Origin of the sequence: Algoriphagus terrigena DSM 22685 (assembly GCF_000429445.1) — a bacterium.
Lineage (GTDB): Bacteria > Bacteroidota > Bacteroidia > Cytophagales > Cyclobacteriaceae > Algoriphagus > Algoriphagus terrigena.
Genome location: NZ_AUBW01000009.1, coordinates 149,140 through 165,393, shown reverse-complemented (window position 1 = coordinate 165,393; position 16,254 = coordinate 149,140). Strand labels below are relative to the sequence as shown.

Annotated in this window: 8 protein-coding genes; all 8 read left to right on the top strand. The window is 48.5% G+C overall.

The window, feature by feature from the left end; all coding sequences use genetic code 11:
• The first annotated feature begins 88 nt into the window (after positions 1–88).
• Complete coding sequence (locus G459_RS0109950; protein WP_026967526.1) at positions 89–2,545, top strand: ABC transporter permease; 2,457 nt, start codon at positions 89–91, stop codon at positions 2,543–2,545.
• A 183-nt stretch (positions 2,546–2,728) separates the two neighbouring features.
• Positions 2,729–5,092 (top strand): ABC transporter permease, encoded by a 2,364-nt coding sequence (locus G459_RS0109945; protein WP_026967525.1) that lies wholly within the window; start codon positions 2,729–2,731, stop codon positions 5,090–5,092.
• A gap of 435 nt (positions 5,093–5,527) precedes the next feature.
• Entirely contained in the window at positions 5,528–6,220 is a 693-nt protein-coding gene (locus G459_RS28935) for a head GIN domain-containing protein (protein WP_051315159.1), read from the top strand.
• Between the two features lie 199 nt (positions 6,221–6,419).
• Complete coding sequence (locus G459_RS0109935; protein WP_026967524.1) at positions 6,420–8,846, top strand: ABC transporter permease; 2,427 nt, start codon at positions 6,420–6,422, stop codon at positions 8,844–8,846.
• A gap of 72 nt (positions 8,847–8,918) precedes the next feature.
• Positions 8,919–11,345 carry an ABC transporter permease gene (locus tag G459_RS0109930; RefSeq protein WP_026967523.1) on the top strand — a complete coding sequence of 809 codons (2,427 nt, stop codon included), beginning with the start codon at positions 8,919–8,921 and terminating at the stop codon, positions 11,343–11,345.
• A 214-nt stretch (positions 11,346–11,559) separates the two neighbouring features.
• Positions 11,560–12,255, top strand: coding sequence for a head GIN domain-containing protein (locus G459_RS0109925; protein WP_026967522.1), 696 nt, complete (start codon positions 11,560–11,562; stop codon positions 12,253–12,255).
• 355 nt (positions 12,256–12,610) lie between these two features.
• Positions 12,611–13,543 carry a DUF4097 family beta strand repeat-containing protein gene (locus G459_RS0109920; protein ID WP_026967521.1) on the top strand — a complete coding sequence of 311 codons (933 nt, stop codon included), beginning with the start codon at positions 12,611–12,613 and terminating at the stop codon, positions 13,541–13,543.
• Between the two features lie 252 nt (positions 13,544–13,795).
• On the top strand, positions 13,796–16,231 hold the full coding sequence (locus G459_RS0109915; RefSeq protein ID WP_026967520.1) for an ABC transporter permease: 2,436 nt from the start codon (positions 13,796–13,798) through the stop codon (positions 16,229–16,231).
• Positions 16,232–16,254: the final 23 nt, after the last annotated feature.

Sequence of the window (16,254 nt, the reverse complement as noted above, 5' to 3'; positions counted from 1 at the left end):
TTCTATGCAACCATTTGACCACAACACGCATCTCTCTGTTGAAATCTAAACCAACCTCTTTTTCCATCCGATTTTTATCCTGCCGACTATGCTGAAAAACCACCTCCTCATTGCATTAAGGAATCTTAAAAAACACAAATTCTACTCGCTGATCAATATCCTTGGTCTGTCGGTCGGGGTGGCGGTCTGCATGATCATCTCCCTTTTTGTGGTCAATGAGATTTCCTACGACCGGCATTTTGCTAATGCCGAGCGAATCTATCGTGTGCACAGTGACATCATCTTTGGTGGCAACCATTGGGATATGGTGCTAGCTCCCGCGCCGATGGCTGAGGTCCTTCCGGAGGATTTTCCCGAAGTGGAAGCTGCCGTTCATTTCCGGTCCCGTGGATCTTATCTGGTAAGAAAGCAAAACGAAAGCGATAACATCAAGGAAGACGGGGTCATCTGGGCTGGCAAGGATTTCTTCAAAGTCTTTGATATCCCCGTCGTGCAGGGAAGTGCAGACGGAGCCCTGACGGAACCCAACACCATGGCAATCAGCCGAAAAGCTGCTGACAAGTACTTTCCAGGGCAGGAGGCTGTTGGCAAATCGCTGATCCTTGATCACGACCAGGAGTTTCGCATCACGGCTGTATATGAAGACATCCCCGTAAACACTCACTTTCATTTTGACTTTTTACTTGCTGCGGCGGGATTGGATGAAGCCAAGCGGATCGTCTGGCTGAGTAATAATTTCCAGACCTATCTGCTGCTCAGGGAGGGTTCCACTGCGGCAGATCGGGAAGCAAAGTTTGCCAGTCTCATCAAAAAGCACATCGAGCCGGAAATCGCCCAGGTATTTGGTGAAGGTGCCGGTTTGGAAACACTCGCAAGCAGTGGGGGCAAATTGGAGCTTAGCCTGCAGCCACTCTTGGATATTCACCTGAAGAGTGACTTGCTCGGAGAGTTTGAGCCCAACTTTAACATCACTTACGTTTATCTTTTCGTGGCCATTGCGCTGTTTATCCTGGTGATCGCCTGTATCAATTTCATGAACCTGTCTACTGCCCGCTCCGCCAACAGAGCCAAAGAAGTAGGTATCCGAAAGGTGATGGGTTCCTTCAAGTTTCATCTGATCCGCCAGTTTTTGCTGGAGTCAATGGTGATCAGCAGCGTCGCATTTCTTCTGGCTATCCCAGCGGTCGCATTGGCTCTGCCGGTGTTCAACGACTTGGCAGACCGAAGCCTGAGCATCCCGTTTTCCCAGTGGACATTTTACGGGATTCTCCTTTTGGGAGCTGGAGTCACGGGTATCTTGGCGGGTATTTACCCGGCATTCTACCTCTCCGGATTCAAGCCGATTGAGATCTTGAAGGGGAAAGTGTCACTGGGAATGCGGAGCGGCATGATCCGAAGCTCGCTGGTGGTGTTTCAGTTCTCCGTGTCCATCATCCTGATCATCGCGACGATGATGGTGTTCAAGCAGCTGGACTACATCCAAAACAAGAAGATTGGATTTAATAAGGAGCAGATCATTACCGTGGATGATGTCTATGCATTGCAGGATAATAAACAGGCTTTCAAAGACGAGGTACTGAAAAATACGATGATGGAAAGTGGTACACTGACCGGTTTCCTACCGGTCTCCGGCACCTGGAGAAGCGACTCACCGTGGTGGGCTGAGGGCAAAGATCCCAAGCAGACCGAAAATTTGGTCAGCATGCAAAACTGGGAAGTGGACTACGACTACATCAAAACCCTCGGAATGAATGTCATCGATGGCAGGGATTTTTCCTTGGATTTCCCTTCCGATTCCAGTGGCGTCATCCTCAATGAAACTGCGGTTCGAAATCTGAACTTTGAAGGAAACCCAATTGGGCAAAAGATCTATACGCTTTCGGATGGAGAGAAATTAAACATGGAATCCACTGACTACCGGACAGTCGTCGGCGTCGTGGAGAATTTTCATTTTGAATCGCTGAAAGAAAACATCGGAGCGATGATGATCTTCTTGAGCGAAGAGCCGACTGGGATTGCTTCCTTCCGGTTTAATTCGCAGGACACCGAAGCTGTGATCGCACATCTCGAAACTACCTGGAACCGCTTTGCGCCCGGACAGCCATTCACTTATTCATTCTTGGATGACCGGTTTGGGAATATGTATGCCTCGGAGGTAAGGTTGGGAAAAGTCTTCGGGATTTTTGCCGGCTTTGCGATTCTGATCGCCTGTTTGGGACTTTTCGCTTTGGCAGCTTTCACAGCGGAGCAAAGAACCAAGGAAATCGGCATCCGAAAAGTGTTGGGCTCCAGCGTCGGAAACATTGTAGTGTTGCTCTCCAAAGAGTTTACCAAACTGGTGCTGATCGCTTTTGTGATCGCCACTCCTTTGGCTTGGTGGGCGGTCAGTAGCTGGCTTCAAGAATATGAGTTCCGAACCGAAATCGGCTGGGCTGTATTCGTAGCGGCTGGGCTTTTTGCCTTCGTGATCGCGCTTGCCACGATCAGCTTCCAGTCTGTGAAAGCAGCGACTTCTAATCCGGTCAATTCGCTGAAAAGTGAGTGAAAGGAGTACAAAGTATCGAGTACAAAGTACAAAGTATCTGTAAACGAGAGCCTAGAATCGAGACCGGAGACTTAAGTGTTTCGTCATCGGTAGGCACGAAGCAATCCGTTTCTGAAAAGTCCTGAAAGCGCTTTCCCACTTTAAGACCACATAGACAATTTTCCAGTTTTCATCTCCTAAGCCATGCTCAAAAACTATCTGAAAATCGCGCTTCGAGGCTTTGCCAAGCACAAACTCACCTTTTTCATCAACCTCTTTGGATTGACCTTGGGGCTTTGGGCTGCGATTCTGATCGGGCTTTGGGTGGATTCTGAGTTTACAGTGAACCGGGAATTTACGGACCTGGACCGGATCTATCGGGTGATGGAGCACCAGTCTTATGGTGCAGATATTTTCACTACCAACTCAACTCCGGGAATCCTGGCGGAGAGCATGAAGGAGACCCTCTCCGAGGTAGAATATGCCTCGACCTATACCTGGAACCAAACCCAACTTTTTGTCCAGGGTGATAAGCGAATCAGACTCGACGGGATCTATGCGATGCCAGATTTGCTGAAAATCTACCAATACGAAGCGCTTCAGGGCGATCGGGACCGCATGCTGACAGAGAATAACCATGTGGTGCTGACCGAAAAAGGAGCCATTTCTCTCTTTGGAAGGACAGATGTCGTCGGTGAAGATGTGGAGATCCGTCAAGGGACGGGTTCCAAAAACTTCATCGTCCAGGGCGTATTGAAGGACTTGCCCAAAAGCTCCTCGCTGAAGTTTGAATATATCTTGCCCTATTCGGTTTTCTATGCCGAAAATGACTGGCTCAGCGAATGGGGAAACAACGGTCCAAGCACGATCGTGAAGTTGCGTGAAGGAACCGACGGGGAAGCTTTCTCAAAAAGTATCGCCAAGTACATCGCTGAGCGAAATGAAGACTCCAACGTCGAATTGTTTGCCTATCCACTCGGCGATCTTTATCTGTATGGTCAGTGGAAAGACGGGCAGCCGGTCGAGGGCAGGATTAAGAATGTGAAGCTGTTTGCCATGATCGGGATATTCGTTTTGATCATCGCCTGTATCAACTTCATGAATCTCAGTACAGCCAAGTCGCAAAAGCGTGCGAAGGAAGTTGGAGTCCGAAAAGTGGCCGGAGCGGATAAGCAGTCGTTGGTGCTCCAGTTTCTCAGCGAGTCGATCTTGATTAGTTTGTTTGCGGCTTTTCTGGCAGTGATTCTGGTGGCAGTGACCTTGCCGGTCTTCAATACCCTCACGGGAAAGGAGATGTCGGTGCCGTTTTTATCCGGGATATTCTGGCTACAGCTGATGATCGTACTCCTGATCACAGGACTGGTGGCAGGGAGCTATCCGGCATTTTACCTCTCGGCGACCAAAGTCGTTTCGGTATTCCGCTCCTTTACCAAAGCCGGAAAGGGAGTCGTCATCGCGCGGAAGGCGCTGGTACTTTTTCAGTTTATCCTGGCGACCATCCTGATCGTTTCCACGCTGGTGGTCTATCAGCAGATCAGCTTTGCGATGAATCAGGATTTGGGCTACGCCAAAGATCAGCTGATCCAGATCACGCTGGAGGGCGAACTGATGGATCGGTTTGACGTCTTCAAGACTGAGCTGGAGCAAAATGAAGATATTCTTGCGGTGAGCCGGTCCTCCTTCGGTTTTGAGGGAAGAAATTCGAACACCGGCGGCGTATCCTGGGAAGGAAAAGACCCGGAAAATTCAGCCCTCTTTGAGGTGATTCGAGTGGACTATGACTTTTTGGAAGCTTCTGGGATCAAGCTGATGAAGGGGAGGGATTTTGACCGGGCCAACGGAGCCGATTCGATCACCGGAGCGATATTAAATGAGACGGCCTACCAACTGATGCAGCAGGATCATGAGGGAAGCGAGTTTTTCAACATGTGGGATGTGGAGCGCTCGATCACCGGGGTGGTCAAGGACTTTCATTTCGAGAGTTTCCGTCAGAACGTAGCGCCGGCGATTTTCCTATTGGATCCGGACAATACATATCAAGGGTATGTAAAAGTAAATACCGGTAAGATCCGCGAGACGGTCGCTTTCCTTGAATCCACCGCCCAGCGGCTAAATCCCGAGTTTCCGTTTGATTACAGCTTTATGGACGAAAACTACGCGAGGATGTATCAGGAAGATGTGCGTCTGAGAGATCTGGCGCAGTACTTCAGCATCCTGACGATTCTGATTTCCTGTCTCGGACTATTGGGGCTGTCGGCACATATTGCAGAGCAAAAGACCAAAGAAATCGGCATCCGCAAAGTCCTTGGCGCTTCCACCTTGTCCATACTTCAGGTGATCAACCGCGAGTTTATCCTGATTGTACTTCTGTCGGTGGTGATTGGGTCTGGGATAGCTTTCTGGTTGATGCAGGATTGGCTTTCGGGCTATGAATACAAGATCGGGTTCGAATGGTGGTTTATCCCGCTGTCGGCTGGACTGATCTTGGGGATTGCGCTGCTGACGGTTTGTTTGCAGTCATTAGGTGCTGCACGATCCAACCCCGTGCAGGCGATCAAGTCGGAGTGATTTTGTGTCAGAAGCTAGGTGTCCGATGTTGGGTGCTGGATGACGGAAGACGGAAGAGGTTCTTGATACTTCGGCTCCCTCTTGCGTCTTTGATCTTGATACTTACGTCTTGCTGCTCGATACTATTTCTGATGCAACTTTTAGTGAAGAATCTGCATCCAAGGGACAGAGGTTTGCATGCTGAGACTGCCGACTGAACACTGTCTTCGTCCGCTTACGGTCAAAACTGACTTTTCTCGGACAAAATCTTCTTCACTAAACCGCTTGAGACAATGGAAAGGGGAGTTTTTACCTTGGCACAATCTCTGGCATTAATAAATCTGGAAACTAACACACACCAAAACCCCATGAAATCGAGCATGACCCAAAACGTCAAATGAGAGATTTTTATCTATCAAGCGAGATTCCATGTGACCAATTCAAAAAAAAATACACATGAAAACATTTAAGATTTCCGCACTGTCTTTTGCCCTTTCCCTGATGGGTTTTGTAGCAATGGCCCAAAGGTCTGAAATCCGAACTCCCGGTACTTTCACGCAGATAGAAAGCGGTGGCAACTGGGATGTAGAGATCACCAAAGGCTCCAAGGATGAAGTCAGACTCGAAGCCAACAGCTTTGACCTGAGCAAAGTAATCACGGATCTGGACGGAGAAAGACTCGAGATCAAGCTGGAAAAAGGGAACTGGAAAAACGTGGATCTGAAAGTCTACATCACCGTGAGAGAACTTGAATCTGTCGGAACGAGTGGCTCCGGTAACATGAGGTTGAAATCTGACTTTGGAGCTAAAAATTTCACCATCGGACTTTCGGGGTCTGGTAGTCTGTCAACCCGAAATATCAATGCCGAAAAACTGGACATCGGTATGAGTGGATCTGGAAAGATCACCATCGAAGGCGGTCAAGCCGAAAGTGCGAGCATCGGACAGTCGGGATCCGGCAACCTGGAAGCGATCGATTTTGTGGCGGAAGCTGTCAAGATCGGTAAGTCGGGTTCAGGTACTACTTCGATCGGAGTCACGGATGTCTTGACTGTCGGAGCCTCCGGATCTGGAAATGTCTATTACCGCGGCGATCCCGAGAAGAAGAGCATTGGTGTTTCCGGTTCCGCGAAGGTGATCAAGGAGTAGCCTTAAATGATTGGTTGTCAAGTACTAAGTGTCAAGGATTAAATATTAAGAGGGAAGAATCAAGTAGCTAGAGGTTGGTCTTTAGATAAGGTAGGTAAGAGACGCGGGCCAAAGCGAGGGCGGGCGAGGTAGATGATTGGCCACTGCGTGGCAGTAAATTTTCCAATATTTCAATATTCCAATTTTGCAATTCTAGGAAATGTTCAAAAACTACCTGAAAATCGCCTACAGAAATCTTGTCAAAAACAAGGTTTACACCGCCATCAACATCTTCGGGCTGACCTTGGGCTTTGTTTGTTGCATCTTGATCATGCTTTTTGTCAGGGATGAACTGTCCTACGACCGATTTATTCCCAATAAGGAAAACATCTATCGGGTGGCTTTGGAGCGGATTTACCCTGATCATCACAGCTTCTATGCGATCATTCCGGACAGCTATTCTGAAGTGATTGCCGATGAAGTCAAGGGAGTGGAGGAATCCACGCGCCTTTTCGATTTGGGTGATGGATTCGTGATAGAAGTGGAGGATGTGAAGTTTGAGGAAAGGTCCGGAGCTGCTGCAGACTCTAATTTTTTCCAAGTCTTTGATTTTGAGATCCTCCAGGGAGCAAGCCAAGATGAAGCTTTGGCCAAGCCTAATACGGCCGTATTGTCGAAAACAGCCGCCACGAGGCTTTTCAAAGCTGAAAATCCAGTCGGCAAATCCTTCAGGATTTTTGATTTGGATTTTGAGGTTTCTGCAGTCATGGCAGATCTGCCGGAGCATTCCCACATGCAGTTGGATTTTCTTTTTTCTTCCGTTTCTTTTCCGGGACTTGAGCAGGAGAACTTTACCGGGTTTTCGGCTTTCACGTATCTGAAACTAGCCCAAGGTACCGATCCGATGAGGGTTGAAAGCCAATTGCCTGGGCTGGTGTCCAAGTATGCCGCCGGACAGATTGAACGGGATTTGGGAGTCTCTTTTGCGGATTATACCGCAGCTGGAAACGGCTACCGCTATTTTCTCCAGCCTGTGACATCGATCCACCTCCATTCCAATCTGGAAGGGGAGATGCGGCCCAACGGCAACTCACTTTACGTCTACATTTTTATTTCCATCGCAATTTTCATCCTGGCTTTGGCCTGCATCAATTTCATCAACCTGGCTACAGCCCGCTCAGCAGATCGAGCCCGTGAAGTCGGTGTGAGAAAAGCCATGGGGTCGGACCGCCGTCAGATTATCACCCAGTTTTTACTTGAGGCTTTGGTTTTGACTTTTGTGTCGCTTTTGCTGGGGATAGTGCTGGTGAATCTTGTTTTGCCTTTTTTCAATGACTTGGCAGAAAAGTCGCTGAAAATCGATTTAAGCTCCGTTCTTTTTGCCTTGCCAATTCTGCTGGGTTTTGGGGTTTTGGTTGGTCTTTTGGCTGGATATTATCCGGCATTTCATATTTCCAAACTGAATACCATCAGCATTCTCAAAGGGAAGCTGGAAGTGACAGGCGGAGGCAATTGGCTGCGAAATGGCTTGGTGGTTTTCCAATTTGGAATCGCAATCATGCTGATCGCAGGAACTCTGATTATCAACCGGCAGATCAATTTTATCCAGTCCACCAGTTTGGGTTTTGAAAAGGAAAACGTATTGGTTCTGGATCGATATGGCAACCAGGAGAAGCGGGAAGTATTGAAGGAAGAGATGGAAAAAATGCCAGGAGTGCTCTCCGTGGGAGTATCCAGCAGCTTGCCTGGCAAAGGCAGCGCGGGGGTTCAATTCACCAAACCAGGTGGAGGGGATGTATTGACTGCGAAAAGTTTTGCAGGAGATGATCATTTTTTCCAAACCATGGGAATTGATCCTTTGGAAGGGCGGGTTTTTGAAGAAAATTTCAACGATTCACTTTCCTTGATTCTCAATAAAGAGGCAGTCAAGGTGTTTTTTGGTGAACAAAATCCCATTGGCCAAAAGCTGAAAACCAGGACGGACATCAATGGTCAAACCCAGGAAGTTGAGCTCACCGTGATTGGAGTCGTCGCTAATTTCAATTTCGAATCTCTTCATACCCAAGTAACTCCGTTGGTGATGTTTCATGTGGATAATCTCCGTGGCAATGAAAATTTCTTAGTCATCAAATTTGCCTCAGGCCAACAGGAAGCCGTCGTCAAAGGACTGGAATCCCACTGGGCTGAGCTATCTGACGGTACATCTTTGTCGTATTTCTTTCTGGACAATGACCTGGCCCAGCTCTATCGCAGCGAGCAGGTTTCCGGAAAGATCTTGGGCGTATTTTCCATTTTGGCGATTTTGATTGCCTGTATCGGTTTGTTTGGTTTGGCGGCTTACACGGCCTTTTTGAGAACAAAAGAAATTGGAGTTAGAAAAGTACTGGGAGCCTCGGTAGGAAGTATTGTTTTTCTGCTGACGCTCAACTTCGCCAAACTGGTGGGAATTGCCTTCCTATTTGCTATTCCGATCGCGTGGTTTGCGATGGATTCCTGGCTGGAATCTTTCGCTTTCCGCACGCCACTGGATCCTTTGGTTTTTCTCCTGGCAGGAGGAATTACCTTACTTATCGCATTGCTGACGGTCAGCTACCAAGCAATTAGTGCGGCTATCATCAACCCGGTCAAAAGTCTGAAAAGCGAATAAAGTATCAAGACATTAGACATCAGTATCAAGAACCAAGAGTCAAGAATCGAGAATCAAGAATCCAACTGAACCATGTTTAAAAACTATTTCAAGATTGTCTTTCGCAATGCCAGAAAACATCCGATGTATGTGCTGATCAATCTGATCGGTCTGGCAATCGGGATGGCGGTGAGTATTGTCATTTTGCTCTACGTGCAGTTTGAGGTGAGCTATGACAAATACCATCCGGACGCAGATCGCATCTTTCGCGTGTCGCGGGCTTGGAACAACGCCGACGGACAGACGAGCTTGCATCTGGGCCATACCGCTCCTCCGTTTGGGCCCTTGATCAAGTCTGACTTTCCGGAGGATGTAGAGGTCTCTGCCCGCCTCTTCAATTTCGACCCGCTCATCAAGTCAGGGGGCGACGCGTTCGAGGAAGAACGGTTTTTCTTTGCCGATCCGGAGGCTTTTGATTTGTTTTCCTGGGAGATCTTGGAGGGAGAAGGGAAATCCGCACTCAATGAAGCAGATGGAATTGTGCTCTCCGAAAGTACTGCGAAGCGTTATTTCGGAGATGAGAATGCGGTGGGCAAAGAACTTTTGGCAGTACTGAACGGACAGGAAACGACTTTCCAAGTTCGCGGAGTGATGAAAGACATGCCTGAAAATTCCCATTTCCACGTCGACTTTTTGGCGTCGATGGTTCCGGTGGTCCAGTTTTACGGCGGTTTGGAGCCTTTCATGTCCAACTTTGGGTCGAATAACTTCTCCACCTTTATCAAGCTGAGAGCCGGATTGGATTACAAAGAATTCGAAGCCAAACTACCCGCGCTGATCGACCGGCACATGGGTGAAAACCAAGCCGGAATTCCCGTGTCTAAGGGCACTCAGCTGATTCTCTGGCCGATCGGCGATGTGCATCTCCACTCGAATCTCGACTCCGAGATCGAGCCAAACGGCAATATCGATTACGTGTACATCTACTTGGCAGTGGCGTTTTTCATCCTGCTGATCGCCTGTATCAATTTCATGAACCTGTCCACAGCGCGGTCTTCTCTACGCTCAATGGAAGTGGGGTTGAGGAAGGTGATGGGTGCCGATCGTGGATTGTTGATCAAACAGTTTTTGGGAGAGTCATTTGTCATGACCTTTTTCTCCATGGTCTTAGCCTTGATGTTGGTCTATCTATTCCTGCCCACATTCTCGGACTTCACCGAGCGGCCACTGAGCTTGAATTTCATTCAAAATCCGCAATATCTGCTGCTCATTTTTGGGATTATAGCATTCGTGGGCTTCATTTCGGGTAGTTATCCCGCCTTGTTTTTGTCGGGATTTGTCCCTGCCAAAGTGCTCAAGGGAGCTTTTAAAGCAGGAAAAGTCCACGAGCGCTTCCGTAGTGTCTTGGTGATCGGACAGTTTGCCATTTCGGTAATCTTGATCGTAGCCGTCTTGGTGGTGGTGAACCAGCTGAACTTCATGCAGAGCAAGGACCTGGGATTCAAAAAGGACGATATCGTCGTCCTGCCTACCAGTGCGCGGATTACAGAGAACTTTCGGATTTTCAAGGATCGCTTGGAAAATCACCCGGGGATTCAGTCTGTGACAGTGTCCACAAGAGTTCCCTCTGGACGACTTTTGGACTCGCAGGGAAGTACAGCCGAGGTTAATGGTGAAATGAGCCAGCTGAACATCCGGATTGCGGATATTCAGGTCGGACACAACTTTTTGGAGACCTATGGTATTCCCTTGGTTGCCGGACGTGACTTTGATTTCACACTGGCGAGCGACTCTACCGAGGCTTTTGTCCTCAACGAAACCGCGGTGCAACAAGTGGGGTGGAGCAGTCCAGAGGAGGCTATCGGCAAGCAGTTTCTCTATGGAGGCAGACGTGGCTTTGTGACCGGAGTGATGAAGGACTTTCACTTCGAAAGTCTCCATCAGCCGATCGTTCCAATTGTATTTTACATCCCCCAGAATCGGATGAATCAGGTGAGTGTAAAGATGGACGCAGACCAAAGAGACCAGGTGTTGGCCTATTTAAAAGACGAGTGGGCGGAAGCCAGACCTGATTTTCCTTTCGAGCCAAACTTCGTGGATGAAGGATTCAATCGCCAGTATGAGGCGGAAAATCGGGTCAAGACAATCTTCACCTTTTTCTCCGCCTTGACGATCTTTATTTCTGTTTTGGGGCTGTTGGGCTTGGTGACCTTTGCCACGGAGCAGCGCACACGGGAGATTGGCATCCGCAAAGTGATGGGAGCCGAGACTGGCAATATCCTGATGCTTTTGGGCAAGGATTTCCTGAAACTCGTCGCGTTTGGCTTTTTGATCGCCATCCCGATCTCTTGGTTTGGGATGAACAACTGGCTTGATGATTTCGCTTACAAGATCGGAGTCAGTTGGACGGTGTTTTTGTGGGCGGGGCTGCTGGCTGGAACGATCGCAGCGATCACGGTTACCTCCCAGACGCTCAAAGCAGCTTGGGCCAATCCTGTGAAGAGCATCAAGAATGAGTGATTCTATAGTATCGAGTATCAAGACGGGAGAAGTTAGAATCAAGAACCAAGAGACGAGAATCAAGAGCCGAATACTAAACCAATTTTCAAATTTTAAAATTTTGCATCTTTCAATTATAAGTCATGAAATCGAGCATGTTGCCAGCAACACATACCGGAATGATTATTCACCATGCGAGATTCCATATGGCCTTTAAAAATCAAATTATAATCATATGAAAAACTACTTTAAAATCGCCGCATTTGCCCTTTCAGCTTTTGCTTTGGCATCATGCGTACAAGCCCAACAAACTGAAACCAGAACCCCGGGCTCATTTACCAAAGTCCACTCCGGCGGTAGCTGGGACGTGATCTTGGTGGAGGGAGACAAAGAAGAGATTAAGATTGAAGCCAAGGGTGTTTCGCTGGAGGAAGTGAGAACAGAAATCGAAGGGGATGTACTCCAACTTGGACTCGTCAAAGGCAACTACAACAATGTGAGCCTGAAATTCTATGTTACTTACAAGACGCTGGAGGGAGTAAAATGCTCGGGATCTGGCAAGATGACGGTGAAATCCGATGTCACCGCAGATGAGTTCTATATCGGTCTCTCGGGTTCGGGAGACATCATCATGCAAGGTCTGCGAGCCGATGACCTGGAAGCATCCATTTCAGGATCTGCAAAGGTGACGATTGATTCGGGTTCCGTGGGAGATGCAGAGATTAAGCAATCTGGCTCGGGGGACTTTGAAGCCGAAAATCTCTCCATCGAGGAGCTGAATGTGTCCAAATCGGGCTCCGGCGGGACGTATGTGGGTGATCTGGGAATGGTTTCGTTACATGCTTCCGGCTCGGGAGACGTGGTTTATTCTGGTTCGCCGAGAATGGGAGAGATCAAAGTGTCAGGTTCCAGCAGCATCAGGAAAAGATAAGAACCGGGGGTTATCTGTCTGCTCAGACATACACTGACTATGCCCCAAGAACGGATTTATGACTAATCCACATACTAACGAAGCCCACCGTTTAAAAGGTGGGCTTTGTTATTTGTGACCCACTGTAGTCAATGGGTTTTTCATCTGGGCGATTGTGTTTATTCCAATTACTGAGAAATGTTTTTTCATGAAACCACACGCGCTGCCGCCTTTCGCCCGAAACCGAACAAAAATGTCCGTGCCGGACGGGTGATTTTTTGAAAAATGGCGATTAGAGCTTGGTTTGCCTGATTTGGTAATGGCACAATAGTAGGAATGGAGGTGGGTACTTAAACTGTCCAAAAAACCAGTTCCCATGAAACCTCTGAAAACAACCTTCGCTTTTGCCCTCCTTGCTTTGCTTTCCCTGCAGCTCACAGCTTTTGCTTCTGAGTTTCGCGCGAATCCCTACCTCACCAAAAAGTTCACACTCAGCGGTGCAGGCAATCTCAATGTAGAGACCTCCGGCTCGTCAGTCGCCGTCACCGGCGCTAACGGCAATGAAGTCGTCGTCGACATGTATGTGAAGCTCGACGGCCGGGAAATCGAAATGGAAGATGCGGCTGTAGAGAAAGAACTGGAAAACTATAACCTCGACATCAGTCAGAGCGGAAACACCATTAATCTGCTTGTGCGGAGAAAGATGAACAGCGGACGCAGCAAGATGAATTTGTCCTTTAAGATCAAAGTGCCGAAGGAGATGTCCTCCAAGTTTCAGTCCAGTGGGGGTTCGATCGCAATCGACGGATTAAACGGAAAGCAGGAAGTTGAGACCAGCGGTGGGAGTATTCAAGTGCTGAATAGCAGCGGATCGGTCAGAACCCAGAGCTCCGGCGGTTCATTCCGCGTGGAGAACTTCAAAGGAAACGTAGATGTGGAGACCAGCGGCGGATCAATCAAGATCAGTCAACTCACCGGAGATGTGCAGGTCGGTTCCTCAGGTGGAAGTGTAACCTTGGAGGAAATCAGCGGAAGCATTGACGCAAACACCAGTGGCGGATCTATCAGAGCGCAGCTTTCCGAGGTGGAAAAATCCCTGACAATGAAATCAAGCGGCGGTAGCATTACTGCAGTGGTACCGAGCGGAATGGGTTTGAATCTGGATCTCAGCGGCGGACGGGTGAATTCCTCACTTTCCAATTTTGACGGAGAGATCAAGAAAGACCGAATCCTCGGCAAGATCAACGGGGGAGGTGTTCCCGTCACGATGCAGAGCTCCGGCGGTAGCATCAATCTGGAGTTTAATTAATTGGTACAAAGTACCATGTACCAAGTACAAAGTAGGACGTCATTGGTAGTGAGGCACGAGCGAAGCAATCATTATTTAAGTAACTGGTATTTAGTATCAAGTATCTAGAACCAAGAAGGATTTACGATTTACGAAATGTGATTTGCGGGGCTTTAGAAGTGGGTCGGAATTTTCTACTTCCAACTTCCGCACTTCCAACTTCCAACCTTAATTTTCCAATTTTAGAATCTTTCAATTTTCCAATCCGAAGCCATGTTCCGAAACTACTTTAAACTTGCCTGGAGAAATCTGCTGAAAGCCAGAGGATTTACCTTCATCAATCTGGCTGGACTGAGTACCGGGATCGCAGCCTGTATTCTCATTACTGTTTACATAATCCATGAGACAGGCTATGACAAGTTTGTGCCGAATTCCGAGAACATTTACCGTGTCGTAGGACGATTTGATTTTGGGGATCGGGTTGAGGGGAGCATCCACTTTTCGGCAAATCTGGCGAGGACGATAGACTCGGACTTTGACGAAATCGAGCAGGCGGGAAGGATCATGGACAATGACCTCTTCTATGGTGCAGGAACCAATGAAATCCAGATCGACGATCAAGAGATGCAGCATCACGAGGAGGGCTTTGCCTACGCGGATCAGGCTATCCTGGATATCTTCAGCGTGCCGATGGTATTTGGAGACGCAAAAACGGCCTTGGCAGAACCCAAGACAATCGTGATTTCCCAATCCGTTTCCCAGAAATACTTCAAGGACGAAAATCCCGTCGGTCGGGTGATTTATCTAAACGGTAACCGCGATGATCCGCGAAGGATCACCGGAGTCATGCGTGATTTTCCGACAAACTCTCATCTCGACCACCAGTACTTTTTGACACTAAAGGGAGTGGAATTTGGTGAAGGTGAGCAGGATCGCTGGATTCAGAGCAACTACAAAAACTATGTCACGCTCCGACCGGGAACGGACGTGGCGGCTTTTGACAAAGTACTTGGATCCACTGTGATCCTTAAATACATCAAACCGGCGCTGGTTGCGGCAGGGTATGCCATGGCTGAGGGACTCGAAAACAAGGCGACGCTCTACCTCCAGCCGATGACCGATATCCATCTCTACTCCTCCGATATTGGCAATGAATCTGCCTTCCGAAATGATATCAAGATCGTCTGGATCTTTGGAACTGCGGCTCTTTTCATCCTGGTGCTAGCCTCGATTAACTTTGTAAACCTGTCCACGGCAAAGTCTGCCAACAGGGCGAAAGAAGTGGGTTTGAGGAAAGTAGTCGGCTCAAGCCGGTCTAACCTGATCTTCCAGTTCCTGGCAGAATCCATGCTCCTTACCCTGATCGCCTTTGTGATCGGAGTCGTACTGGCCCAGTCGCTCATGCCGATTTTTCAAACCATGACGGGGATTGAGCTGGCGATGCCTTGGGGTAATAAGCTTTTCATCCCGGTCTTATTTCTTTCTGCTGTGCTGGTCGGTGGACTGGCGGGATTTTACCCGTCTATTTATTTGTCGGCATTTTCTCCGATCAACGTCCTAAAAGGAAAGCTGCGACTCGGCAGCAAGTCCAGCGGCTTTCAAAACAGCCTGGTCGTCTTTCAGTTTACGATCTCCATCATCCTGCTCATCGGCACATTTATCATCAACGAGCAGCTGTCATTTATCCTGAACTCCAAGATCGGTTTTGACAAAGATCAGGTGATTCAACTCTACGGCACCAACATGCTGGGAGACAAAGACGAGGTATTCAAAGAAGAACTGGCTCGGCTGTCCGGTGTAGAATCGGTCACAATCAGCGACTATCTGCCGCTGGAAAATACCAAGAGAAACGGCAACAGCTTTACCAATGAAGGGCGGGAAAACATTGATGTAACCGTCGGCGGTCAGGTTTGGCAGGTCGATGAAGACTACCTCCAAACCCTGGGGATCGAGCTGGTCGCGGGACGGAACTTCGACAAATCAATCGCTTCCGATCAGCAGGCGACCATTGTGAATGAGCAGATGGTCAAAGAACTCGGATTGAAAGACCCGATCGGGAAGAAAGTATCCAGATCCGGTGAGCTGAATGAGATAATTGGTGTCGTCAAAGACTTCCGATACGACAACATGAAGCAACGGGTAGAGCCTTTGACTTTGTTCCTTGGAAAAAGTAACACCATCATCTCTCTCAAGGCAAACACCGCAGATATGCCGGGCTTGCTGAAAAGCATTGAGGGCAAATGGAATGAATTTGCGCCGAATCTGGCATTTCGCTACGCTTTTATGGATGATTCCTTTGCGCAGATGTACGACAATGTCCGCCGCATCAAGATCATCTTTACCAGCTTTGCGGTATTGGCGATCATGGTTGCTTGCTTGGGACTGTTTGCCCTGTCGGCATTCTTGGTAGAGCAGCGGAGCAAGGAGATGAGTATCCGCAAAGTGCTTGGAGCTTCCCTTCACGGCATCTTCGGCATGCTGACGCAAAACTTCCTTCTCTTGATCCTGATTTCTCTGGTCTTGGCGACTCCGATCGCTTATTATGCGATGGAGACTTGGCTGAAAGACTACGAATACAAGATCGAGATCGACTGGCAGGTTTTTGTCCTGTCCGGAGCGGTGGCCACGGCGATGGCCTTGCTCACGGTGAGCTACCATGCGCTGAAAGCCACCCGGGTCAATCCGGCAAGTAATCTGAAAGGAGAGTAGCAAGCAGCTGGTATTAAGATGTT

What these genes read in the sequence shown, in the direction of transcription:
- G459_RS0109950 (WP_026967526.1), top strand. Translation starts at nt 89, where the DNA reads ATGCTGAAAAACCACCTCCTCATTGCATTAAGGAATCTTAAAAAACAC.
- G459_RS0109930 (WP_026967523.1), top strand. Translation starts at nt 8,919, where the DNA reads ATGTTTAAAAACTATTTCAAGATTGTCTTTCGCAATGCCAGAAAACAT.
- G459_RS0109920 (WP_026967521.1), top strand. Translation starts at nt 12,611, where the DNA reads ATGAAACCTCTGAAAACAACCTTCGCTTTTGCCCTCCTTGCTTTGCTT.
- G459_RS0109935 (WP_026967524.1), top strand. Translation starts at nt 6,420, where the DNA reads ATGTTCAAAAACTACCTGAAAATCGCCTACAGAAATCTTGTCAAAAAC.
- G459_RS0109925 (WP_026967522.1), top strand. Translation starts at nt 11,560, where the DNA reads ATGAAAAACTACTTTAAAATCGCCGCATTTGCCCTTTCAGCTTTTGCT.
- G459_RS28935 (WP_051315159.1), top strand. Translation starts at nt 5,528, where the DNA reads ATGAAAACATTTAAGATTTCCGCACTGTCTTTTGCCCTTTCCCTGATG.
- G459_RS0109915 (WP_026967520.1), top strand. Translation starts at nt 13,796, where the DNA reads ATGTTCCGAAACTACTTTAAACTTGCCTGGAGAAATCTGCTGAAAGCC.
- G459_RS0109945 (WP_026967525.1), top strand. Translation starts at nt 2,729, where the DNA reads ATGCTCAAAAACTATCTGAAAATCGCGCTTCGAGGCTTTGCCAAGCAC.